The following is a 12935-nucleotide window of genomic DNA, read 5'->3' on the forward strand; positions in this document are numbered from 1 at the left end:
CGCAACGACATGTACGGTGCCGGACCGGCGCCGCACGCAAATTCCTAGCATCGGGGTGGCAAGAATGGCAGCACGCGCACGTACGGAACGGCAACTTCGCGCAACGGCCTCGCGGTCGGTCCTGAAATCGGAGCTGAGCCCGCTTTACCGCGCGGTCGTGCTGATGCTCGCGGCGGGCGTAACTGCCCATGCGCATGCGGCGGGCATCATGAACCTCGGTCACGTGGCCGCGAGCCCGGCGGGCGGCGGCGCGGGCGGTGCCGGCGGCGTGCCGGGCATGCCGAATCTGGGCGTGTCGCCGCAGCAGGCGCTGCAGGCGAGCCAGCCGTCGATCCGCAACCTCGGCTATGCGGCGCACGCGATCGCCGCGCAGATCGCCGCGCAGCAGAATGCGGCGGCGGCCGCGGCAAAGCTGCCGTCGACCGTGCCGAACGGCCTGGCGCCGGGCGGGCTGCAGGTGGCGGCGGGCGCATCGGGCGATACCAACAACCCGGTGCTGTGGTTCAACGCGAACGCGCCGACGCAGAACGTCGACGCGAGCGGCCACGTGAACGTCGACGTGAAGCAGACCGGACAGAACGCGGTGCTGACGTGGGAGACGATGAACGTCGGCCGGCAGACGACGCTGAACTTCGATCAGTCGGGCGGCACGCAGACGAACGGCGCGAACAACTGGGCCGTGCTGAACCGGATCAACGATCCGAGCGGCAGGCCGAGCCAGATTCTGGGGAACATCACGGCGCAGGGGGCGGTGTATGTGATCAACCGGAACGGGGTACTGTTTGGCGCTGGGTCGCAAGTGAACGTGCATTCGCTGGTGGCGTCGTCGCTCGACGTGCTGAACATGAACAACTACAACCAGACCCTGCAGAACCGGGTGCCGGTTGTGACGGACAGCAGTCTCGCGCAGGACGCGGCGGGGATCGTCGCGAGCAACAAGCAGTTCCTGAGTTTGCCGGCCGGGACGACGGGCGGGCTCGCGTATGCGGAATCGGGCAGTTCGGGCGGGTTGAACGGCAACAGCCGGCTTCCGAACGAGGTGCTCGGTCTGGGCAACCAGGTCAACCTTACCTCCGCGAGCCAGTATCAACCGTGGGGCGACGTCACGATCGAACAGGGCGCGTCGATTACCACGCACGCGAACGGAAACGCGAGCGACGGCGGCTTCGTGATGATCGCCGCACCGAACGTGACGAACGCAGGGCATATCAAGGCGACGGACGGGCAGGTGGTGCTGGCGGCCGGCGTCGGGGTAAGCCTGCGGCCCAACAGCGGCGCCACGACGAATCCGCAGGTGCTGCTGCCGGAACTGAGCGGAAAGATCACGCTGCTCGGCCCGAATGGCCAGATGACCGACATCACGCCGGCCGGTACGCTGACCAATACCGGCATCGTCGAGGCCGCGCGCGGCAATGTGAACCTGCTCGGCAGCCGCGTTGCGCAGAACGGCGTGGTGGGTGTGACGACGAGCGTCAATTCGCCCGGCACGATCACGATTTCCACGGTCGACGAATATTCTTCCAACAATCCGACCGGGGCGGCCTATCTCGGTCAATCGCTTCAGACGACGGACGGTACCGGTGGCGCCAACGACACGCACCGCGCCGGCCTGTTGAGCTTCGGCCCGGATTCGGTGACCACGGTGATGCCGGACGGCAATGGCCAGACGACGCCGTCGACGCCCGGCGCGACCTTCACGCCGGGCAGCATCGGCATGACGGCCGGCTCGGTGTGGTTCCAGGGCGGTTCGCTGATCGAGGCGCCCGGTTCGAAAGTATCTGTTGCGGCGCTGACGCCTTTGGCATCGGGCGCGCAAGCGCCGGCCGGCCAGACCGCCGTGCCAGGCCGGATTTATGTCGACACCGGCGCGACGATCGACGTGTCGGGCCTCGCGAACGTCGAGGTGCCGATCGGGCAGACACTCGTGACGGTCGACCGCATCGGCCAGAACGAACTCGCCGATTCGCCGCTGCTGCGCAACGGCTTCCTGCTCGGGTACAAGAATCTCGTGTTCGACAGCACGCTGACGGGCACGCGCAGCGACGGCGTGCAATGGGTCGGCAGCCCGATCCTGAATCTGTCGGGTTATGTGAACCTGATTCCGCGCACGGTCGGCCAGTTGTTGACCAATGGCGGCTCGATCACGCTGTCGGGCAACGAGGTGATGACCGCGACCGGTTCGTCGATGAACCTCAATGGCGGCTACGTGCATTACGACGGCGGGATCGTCAATACGACGCGGCTCGTCGACGCCAACGGCGCGCTCGTGCCGATCGGACAGGCAAGCCCGAACGACACCTACGTCGGCATTGCGGGGCAATTCGTCGAATCGCATCCGCGCTGGGGCGTGACGAAGACGTGGTACAACCCGCTGCTGACGATGGGCGGCTATCAGGGTGACTACATCGTCGGCGGGAACGCGGGCACGCTCGATATTTACGGGCTGCAGTCCACGGTGCTCGACGGCGACATCAGCGCGCAGGCGTTCGGCGGCGCGAAGCAGATGCAGGGCAACAGCCTGCCGAGCGGCGGGACGTTCAACCTCGGCGCCGATCCGAAGCTCGACGGCGCCGCGCTGGTGCACCTGACATCGAACAACAGTGACGTCGCGTCTGGCACGGCGGGCATGGTTGTGCTCCAGGACAATGCGCCGAAGCTCGCCGACATCGCGCCGGGATTCTCGATCGATACGCCGCTCGACAAGACGGCACTGCAGGCGCTGCCCGCGAACGATCCGCGCAACGTGCTCACGACCACCGTGGTACCGGTCGCGACGCTGAGCAACGGCGGTTTCGCGAACCTGAACGTCACCGAGGACAAGGTCGGCGGCAAGGGGGTAGTGGTTCCGCAGGGCACGCAGCTGAACCTGCAACCGGGTGGGTCCATTACCTTGAACAGCCCGGTGCCGGGTACCGACGTCAACGTGGCCGGGCGGTTGTCCGTGCCGTCGGGATCGATCTCGATCACGAGCGGTGGCAACCTGATCGTCGGCCCGCAGGGCGGGATCAGTGCGGCAGGGCAGTGGGTGAACAACGATGTGCAAGCGGCACCGGGCACGACACCCGGAAACAGCCAGTTCATCAACGGCGGCAGCATTACGCTGTCTGCGCTGCTTGGATCGAACGTCGTCGGCGGCGGGCTGTTCGGCGATACCTCGGGTTCGGTGCTGCTGCAGCCCGGTAGCGTACTGGACGTGTCGAGCGGCGGCGAACTGCTGTCGAACGGGCAGATGCTGATGCAGAACGGCGTGCCTGCCGGACGAGGCGGGAACGTGACGTTGCAGGCGTATTCCGCGACACCTTTGAAGCAGTTTGGCGCGTCGGACGGCGCGCCGACCCTGCCGACCGCACAGCCGACGGCCGGCACGATCGCACTGGGCGGCACGATCCTGAGCGAAGGGTTTTCGGGGGGAGGAACGCTGACGCTGCAGGCGCTCGGATTCCGGATCGGCGGTGCAGAGGCCGCAGCGTCGCCGTGGGATATCGACCTCCCGGAAACCTTCTTCGCGAGGCAGGGCTTTGGCAAGTATGTGCTGAATGCGTTCTACGACACGACGGTCGCACCCGGCGCGTCGGTTGCCGTCACGCAATTGAACCGTATCCCGGACATGCTCGCGCTTCAGCAGGCGGGCACGGGTGCGAACCTGTCGGCGGGGGGGCTGACCACGATTGGCCAGCTCGATGCCTATCACAGGCAGGCAACGAATCTTGTCCTGACGGCGGGCAACGATACGTCGTGGCGCAGCCCGGCCGGCGCGGCGCCCACCTATCCGGGCGTCACCGGCGCGGTCACGCTGTCGGAAGGAGCGTCGATTCACACGGACGCCGGCGCGAGCGTTGGCCTTGGCTCGCCGGCGCAGGTCACGGTACTCGGCTCGATCATTGCACCGGGCGGGTCGATCACGCTGAGCGCGGACGGGAACGGCACGTATGCACAGGCGGGCCAGTTCAACAGTGGTTTCAGAAGCTCGAGCCAGTCGGTGTGGCTCGGCGCGGACGCTTCACTGGACGTATCGGGTACGGCATTGGCCAATCCGCTCGCGGCGCCGGTCAAGATGGGTGGGACGACGGTGGTGCCGAACGCGGGGAAGGTGCTGCCAGGCGGTTCGGTGACGATGTCGAGCGATACGGGCTACGTGGTTGCGCAGGCAGGCTCGAAAATCGATGTGTCGGGTACCTCGGCGAATTTCGACCAGTTGCAGGCAAATGGGGGATACGCGTCGCAACCGGTCTGGGGCGATGCAGGATCGATCACGCTGTCGGCGGCGAACGGATTGTTTGCCGACGCAACGCTGGTGGGGCGTCCGGGCGCGACCCAGGCGCGCGGCGGCACGCTGACGATACTGCCGCATCAGAACGATGGCGCGAGCGGTACGGCGTTGGTCGTGCGGCAAGGCGGAACACTCGTGCCCACGGGGTTGACGCCCGGACAGGATTTCACGTCGGCGATCGATCCGACGACCGGGTTGCCGATCGGCCAGCCGAACGGTGTGCTGCAGTTTGCGGCGGACAGGTTGACCGGGTCCGGCATTGCGAACCTGGTGCTCGGTACGGCCACGCCGCCTGATCTGAACGGCGTGTCGCCGACACCGATTCTGTTCGCGGGCAACGTGACGTTGTCGCTGCCGGAGTCGGTGACTTTGAATGCGGGGCGACTTGCAGCCGTCGACATGGGACAGTTGTCGACGCTGCTGTCGACGCCGGTGCGCAAGCCTGACGGCACGATCGTGCCGGTCGTCAATACCGTGCTGGCACAGGCGCCGCAAGCGCCGCTCGGCGCGGCAGTGGAAATCGATGCGCCGTACGTCGCGTTGTCGGGGCCGATGATTCGGCCGTCGGCGCCAAAATTCACGCCGGTCCCGGCGTTGTCGAATGCGACGCTAACCGTGAACGCGTCGTTCATCGATCTGATGAATCAGGTTCAGCTCAACAATTTTGGCCGAGCGAACTTCACGAGCAGCGGCGACATCCGCTTGAGTTCGACGAACGTCAGCCAGACTCAGACACCGGGCCTGACGCCCGGCATGCTTTATACGCCGGGCGACCTGACCTTCAAGGCGGCCGATCTGTACCCGTCGACTGGCAGTACGTTCGTTGTCGATGCAGTTGGCCCGATCGATCCGGCAACCGGCAAACCGGCACCCACGACGGTCACGTTCGCGTCGAACGGCGCGTCGGGCACGCCGCTGTCCGCGGGCGGGACGTTGCTCGTGGACGCAACGCACATCGTGCAAGGCGGCACGGTGCGTGCGCCGTCCGGCACGCTCGTGTTCGGCGTCGGCGATCCGTCGAATGCGGCGACGCAGGCGCAATTCGGCGGGCTGCCGCTCGTTGCGACGGATTCGGTCAAGCTGGCAAGCGGGAGCGTGACGTCGGTCTCAAACCAGGGCACCGTGATTCCGTATGGCACGACGGTCGACGGGGTCGAGTGGCAGTTCAATCCTGTCGCCGGCAACACGACGCCCGACTTGACCGCGCCGCCCGCGAAATACGTGGGGGTGAACGCCGGCAACGTCGCGCTCGACAAGGGGGCGACGATCGACCTGTCGGGTGGCGGCGACCTGCAGGCGGCCGAATGGGTGCCGGGCACGGGCGGTACACGTGATGTGCTGTCGCAATACAACGTGAGCTACGCGGGCGGCAAGGGCGGGACGGCGGTGCCGGTCAATGCCGGAGCCGGCAACGTCTATGCGATCCTGCCGGGCAAGCAATCGCCGGTCGCGGCTTATGACCCGACGTTCGCGCAAACGGTGCAGCCTTCGACCAATGCGAACGGCACGGCAACGACCGCCACGGCGGCGCTCGGCGTCGCCCAGGCCGGTATGAACGATGCGGTCGGCAAGGCCGTGTATCTGTCGGGCGTACCGGGGCTGCCGGCCGGCTATTACACGCTGCTGCCGGGAAAGTACGCGACAGTGCCGGGCGCGTATCGCGTCACGGTGTCGAACATCGCAGGCAATGTCGCGCCGGGCGCGAGCCAGGTGTTGCCGGATGGCACGGTCGTGACGGGCGGCTATTTTGCCGATGCGCTGACGGGCAGCCGCAGCGCGACGCCGACGCTGTTCAACGTGCAATCAAACAGCGTGTGGCAGCAATATTCGCAGTACACGCTGACCGGCGCGAATGCGTACTTCACGAAACTCGCTTCGACCAAGGGCAACGTGACACCGCCGTTGCCGGTGGACGGTGGCCAACTGGTGCTGGCCGCAACCAAGGCGCTGACGCTCGGCGCGACACTGAATGCGTCCGCCGGCGCGGGCGGTGCGCCGGCCGAGGTCGACATCGCGTCGCAGGACATCCAGATCACTGGCAACGGTGCTGCGGCGCTGCCAGGTTATCTGCAGATCGGTAGCGATGCGCTTGATTCGCTGACCGCAGGCAGCCTGCTGATCGGCGGCACGCGTTCGGCGACGTCGAGCGGTGTCATGATCACGCCGATCGCGAATAGCGTCGTCGTGTCGAACGACGGGAGCACGCCGCTGAAGGGTCCCGAGATCCTGCTGGTCACAAAGACGGACGCCAGCAACGGCGATCCGGACGCAGCGAACGGATTGCGCGTCGACGCTGGTGCATCGATTGCCGCGCAGGGCGATTACCCGGCAGCCAAAGATCAGCCGATCACGATCGCCGGCGATGGCGCGCTGCTGCGCGTGTCCAACGGCGCGATGGTACCGCTCGCACGCACGGGTGGCACGGGCATGGGCCTGCTGACGGTTGGCGCGGGCGCGACGCTCGCGGGTGGCCAGGCGTTGCTGCTCGACTCGTCCGGCAACCTGAAGGTCGATCCATCTGCGGCGCTCTCCGCCAAGGCGATTACCGCCGACGGCTCGGCAATTACGTTCACGAACGCGAGCGGTAGCGCGGCGGCCGGCCTGCCAGGCTTCGTGGTCGATCCGGCCGGTCTCGCCCAGTTCGCGAACGCGCAGCAGGTGACGCTGCGCAGCTACGGCGCAATCGGTTTCATCGGCGACGTGAACGCGACATTCGGCAACAGCATCGATCTGAGCGCGGGCATGTTCACGAGCGATGGCGGGCACGTGACGCTGAATGCGCAGAAGGTCGCGTTCACGAACGAGATGGGTGCCACGCCCGGCACGACGACGGTCGGGAGCGGCACGCTGACGGTCAATGCGCAGGAGATCGACTTTGGCAGCGGCACGAAGACGGCGAGCGGTTTCGGCTCGGCGGCGATGAATGCGACCGGTGGCGTAGTCGGGCAAGGAACCGGAACATTCGACTTCGGTGCGCTGCCGGTGACGCTGAATGCGCCAGTCTACCTGGCGGATACGAGCTCGGCTGCCGCGGTGAAGACGACGGGCACGTTGACGCTCAATGGTGCGTCGGGTACGCCGCTGACGCGCGGCGCGGTTGGCGGCGCTTTGATCTTCATCGGCGGCACGGTTGCCGACAACGGCGCGACGATCAGTGCGCCGGCGGGCAACGTGACGCTCGAAGCGACGAGCGGCAACCTGACGATCGGCAGTGGATCGACGGTCAGTTCGGCGGGCGTATCGAAGCAGTTCTTCGACGTGATGCGTTACGCGCCGGCCGGGTCGATTACGCTGACGGCCGATGCCGGCACCGTTGACGTGCAGGCCGGCTCAACGCTTGATTTCTCGGGGGCCAGCGGCGGTGGCGCGGCAGGCAGCCTGTCGCTCTCGGCGCCGCAGCAGGTCGTGAACCTGAACGGCACGATCAAGGGCGCTGCGGCGAGCGGCTTTGCGGGCGGCTCGTTCTCGCTGAATACCGGTGGCGCGGCCGACCTCGACGCGCTGTCGAAGACGCTCGCTTCCAGCGGCGTGAACCAGTCGATTGCGATCCGTACGAAGACGGGCAACCTGACGCTGTCGCAGGGCAACACGCTGAGCGCGAATTCAGTGCTGCTGACGGCCGATGGCGGATCGGGTAGCTCGGCCGATACGGCGAACGGCAACGTGAATGTGCTTGGGACGATCGACGCATCCGGCAAGGCGGGCGGTGCGATCGATCTGTATGGCCGCAACGGCGTGGATGTCGAAGGTGCGTTGCTGGCGCGCGGTTCGGACCCGCACCAGCGAGGCGGCAAAGTCAACATTGGCACGGCAGCGCTATTCGACCCGACGATCGTCGATGCAAATGGCGATTCGATCGCATACAACACGACTTACGGCTACGAGAATGTTCTGCGCGCGAATGCCGGCACGATTACGCTCGGCGCGAATGCGCTGATCGACGTGTCGGGTGGGACCGCCGGCGGTTTGTCGGGCGGCACGGTGAATTTCCGTGCGCCGCTGCTGATCGACAGCGGCGTGAAGATCAATCTGCCCGAAGCATTCAACGACGGCAAAGGAATTGTCGGCTCGCGTGCGACTTCGCTCGAGGCATATGCCGTATGGAGCACGACGGATGCGACGACAGGCGCGAAGCACTTCGATGGCGTTATCGATCCAGCTGGATGGTATGACCGTAGCGGATATTTGCTGGCAGGCACGTTTACCGCGCAGGGCACGTCCGGCACGCCGGCGACGTTTTCGTTCGCGCCGGACGGTTCAGGCGGTGGCACGCTGACGAACCAGGCGACGGGTGCAACGGCGACCGTCACGCAGGCGCAGCTTCAGGGGGGCAATAGCGCGATCGGGTTCGGCGGACTGAACAACATGTATTTCGCGCCGGCGAGCAACGGTGCGAATACGGATCACCAGACTTTCTACGGATATCAGAACGGCGATGCCTCGACGGCGGCGCCGGGCACGCTGATGGGGTTCGTGCAGCACGGACTCGATACACTGGCCGATCCGTTTGCCGGCAAGAACATTGCGAATACGCGCATCGTGCCCGGAATCGAGCTCGACAACCCGAGTTCCGCAATCAATGGCGGTGACATCCAGGTGCTGACGAACTGGAACCTTGGCGCGGGTGCATCGCCGACGAATCTCGCGTTCCGCTTCGACGGGCAGGCGCCGGTCGTGACGCTGCGCGCGGAGAACAACGTCAAGGTGAACGCGAGCCTGTCGGACGGGTTCTTCCAGATCGCGAACCCGCTGGGCGGTGGGGGGACGATTGCGGTGCCGCCGTTGTCGACCTCGGGCGAAGCCGATGCCATCTTCAAGCTGCCGTCGGGTTACAACGCAGTCTACGGCTATGGAATCTGGTACTACGCGTCAAAGAATGTCGCATTCGCCCCGGGAGTGCCGGCAGGCGGTACGCCTGACGAGGTCGCTGAGTACTACGCACTCTACATGGCGTACGCGAACTTTCTCGACCAGAAGGCGACCAGTCTTTCGTCGGCACTGAACTACGATCCGAATTACAACAATATCGGTATCGTCTACAAGTTGAGAATCAACGGCAACGGTTCGGTTGTAACAGGGCAGCCGAAGGGCCCGGTTGCCCCTTCGGCCGCCGAGCAGGCCGCGAATCCCGGCTCTTACCTGATTTATCTGAATCAGTATCAGAAATACCTCGCCGACTCGGTGCAATTCAAGATTCAGAGCGGCAAGAATCCTCTGGTGGACGTGCTAGCGGCACCGGCCGTCCAGCCTGTTTCCGTCATCACGACACCCACGATCAGCCTTCCGGCGGTGACCGACAACTCACCGTCGCCTACGCCAGTTGCTATCAATCCAATTCCGCTGCAGTCTGCATCGCTAGCGGGCGGCGCGAGCAGTTCGTTCCGGGTAGTGGCGGGTGCGGATCTGAACAGCACGAATCCGCTCGCGCTTCAGGCTCTGCCGGCAGGCGGAGAGACGGGCGGCAAGAGCGTTGTCTTCGATGGGCACGCCACGTATGTCGACAGCAGCGGTTTCGCCGTGCTCGCGCCCACGATGCTTCGTACCGGTACTGGAGCCATCGACGTGGCAGCGGGTAACGGCATTGCATTGTTCAATGCTGCCGCGGCACAAGCGAACGATGCGGATGTGACCGTGCCGGGCGTGATTTACACGGCGGGGGCGCCGGTGGCGTCCGCGCCTTCGGGGGGGCCGACGTTGGCGATCGTACATGCCGGAACCGGCTATCAGGACATTCTCGTTACGCCGGCCGTCAACCCCGATTCAGCCGGTGACATCACGATTCGCGCGCAGGGCGACATCACTGGCGCTGAATACCTGACCGACACAAACGGCGCGGTGACCGGTCAGAAGGGCGCCAATATCAGTCAGTTCTGGTGGCAGTGGATGCAGATCGGCAATCCGACAGGGCTGGTCGGTGCCACCAATCCCGTGATGCAGACCGTCCAGACGTCGATCAACTTCGGCGCATTCGATCAAGGTGTATTGAGTGCGGGCGGGAATGTGTCCGTGTCGGCTGGAGGAAATATTTCGGACCTGTCGGTGTCGTTGCCGACCACATGGTGGCTGACCGGAACTCGGACAGACACGCCGACCGTCAATACGGCTGGCGGCGGCAACCTGTCGGTGCGGGCTGGCGGAGACATTCTGAGCGGCGGCTTTTTCGTCGCCAAAGGAACCGGAACCATTGCGGCCGGCGGGAAGATCGGATCGGACGTTACCGCGCCCGCGCAACTTGACGGTCAACCGCCCGTCACGGTGGATACGTTGCTGGCGACGCAGGACGGCGTACTCAACGTGAATGCGCGACAAGGCGCCAGCATTGGGCGCGTATTCGATCCGTCATATGTGCAGAACAACACGTTGCTTGCCGCATACCGCCAGCAAGCCGACATGCAGGGGTATTCGTCGACATCTGCAGTCAATATCTCGTCGACGACAGGTGACGTGGCGATCGGCACGCTCTCGGCGGTCGACCTGATTGGCGGCGGTGCCACCGCAACGCAGACACCCGGCAGGGTCGACCTGTCGTCCATTCTGCCAGCCTCGGTGAATCTGACCGCATTCACCGGTGGCATTACGGTAGCGGCGAGCGGTGAGCTGTATCCATCGGCGTCGGGCAATCTGAGTCTGATCGCGGACCAGTCGGTCAATCTGTCGAGCATCAATGGATTGGCTTCCGATGGGCGGCCGGTGTTCGGTATGCTCGATGTCGATCCTTCCGCGATGCCTTCACCCGTCGAGCCGAATGTCTTCGTCGTGAATCCGGCGCTCGCAACCGCGGCAGCGCATGATCCGGTTGCCCTGCACGGCGGCGATGTCGTACCCGCACGGATCTACAGTTTGAACGGCGATATTGTCGATGGCATGCTGCAGACGACCGGCGCCTATGCCGGCTTGTACAGCGGCCTGGTGCCCGTCGCGATCGACAAGGCCGCATTGATCCAGGCTGGCCGTGACATCGTCAATCTCTCGTTCATGGGGCAGAACCTGCGCAAGTCGGACGTGACCCGCATCGTGGCAGGGCGGGACATTTACGATACACCGCTCATTCGTTCGACGAGCGCCGTCATACCCGCGTTGGTGCTCGGCGGTCCGGGCACGTTCGATGTCGAAGCCGGCAGGAACATCGGACCGTTGACGAGTCAGGCTCAAGCTTATGCGAGCCTGGGCAGCGGGAGTTATGTCTCCGGGCTTCCAACCGGCATCGACGCAATCGGCAACGCAAACAATCCGTATTTGCCGCATGAAAGCGCGAGCGTCAATGTGTTGTTCGGTGTGGGGCCGGGCATCGACACTGCGTCGTTCATCTCGACGTATGTCGATCCGGCGAAGTCGGTCGCCGGTGTTTCCAGTGCGACGCCGGCGCTCATCACGTTCATGGAGCAATACGAGGCCGGACTCTCGGTCGATTCGGGGCTGGTCAACGATCAGCCGGCGGTCAAGCCGTTGAGCGCGGACGAAGCATGGTCGAAATTCAGGGCGCTACCGCAATATGTCCAGCAACTGTTTGCCGAGCAGGTGCTGTTCAAGGTGCTGACTGCGGTCGGCGAGGACTACAACAATCCCGCCAGTCCTTACTATCAGAAATATGCGCGCGGATACGAGGCCCTCAATACGATGTTCCCCGCCTCGATGGGATACACGGCCAACAATCTCGACGGAGGCAGCAACGGTTCGAACAAGATGCTCGACACGGGCGATCTGGACATTCGCAGCACGACCATCCAGACCCAGCAGGGCGGCAACGTCACGATCCTCGGCCCTGGTGGGCAGGCGTTGATCGGCAGCACTTCTGCGCCGCCGCAGATCATCGATGCCAGCGGCAAAGTGATCGCCGGGCCCGGGACGATGGGGATTCTCACGCTCGAACAGGGGGATATCGATATCTTCACGGATCGCAGCGTGCTGCTCGCGCAGAGCCGGATCTTCACCGAGCAGGGCGGGGACATGACGATCTGGAGCTCGAACGGCGATATCAACGCGGGCAAGGGTGCAAAATCGTCAGCCGATACGCCGGCCCCGCAATATGTTTGCGATGCGAACCACTACTGCACGGTCGATGCACGCGGGCAAGTCACCGGCGCGGGTATCGCGACACTGCAGAGCGTGCCGGGCGTACCGCTCGGCACGATCAACCTGATTGCACCGCGCGGTACGGTCGATGCGGGCGATGCGGGTATTCGTGCCGGCAACCTGAACGTCGCGGCACTGCGCGTCGTGAACGCGGACAATATCCAGGTAACCGGCAAGGCGAGTGGCATTCCGCTCGTGCAGGCGGTGAATACCGGCGCGCTCACGGCTGCGAGTGCAGCCGCATCGGCTGCGACCCAGGTCGCCCAGGATATGGCCAAGAACAACGCATCCGGTGTGTCGTCACGTCGCTGGACGATCTCGGTGCAGGTCGAGGGGTTCGGCGATGCGGGGGGGGACGGCGGGAAGAAGCACAAACAGCAGGTAGGCTACGACGCGTCGAGTTCGGTGTCGATTCTCGGGTTTGGTCAGGCGGGGCCGTCGCAGAGGGCGGTTCTCACGGCCGAGGAGCGTGCACGGTTGGGCAAGATTTGAGTGCAAGACGGTGTGCAGGTTGCCGGAGTGACGGACAGCCTGCACGCTGCCGCATATAACCACGCTCAAACGTGAGCGCACCGTTTCCGCCTTGGGCAAA

Annotated in this window: 1 protein-coding gene; it reads left to right on the forward strand. The window is 64.9% G+C overall.

The window, feature by feature from the left end; genetic code table 11:
- Nucleotides 1–64: 64 nt before the first annotated feature.
- The gene (locus WS75_RS30215; protein WP_082729793.1) at nucleotides 65–12835 is read left to right on the forward strand and encodes a filamentous haemagglutinin family protein; all 12771 of its coding nucleotides are present in this window, start codon (nucleotides 65–67) and stop codon (nucleotides 12833–12835) included.
- Nucleotides 12836–12935 lie beyond the last annotated feature (100 nt).

It is taken from the genome of Burkholderia sp. FL-7-2-10-S1-D7, from assembly GCF_001524185.1.
GTDB classification, from domain to species: Bacteria; Pseudomonadota; Gammaproteobacteria; order Burkholderiales; family Burkholderiaceae; genus Burkholderia; species Burkholderia diffusa.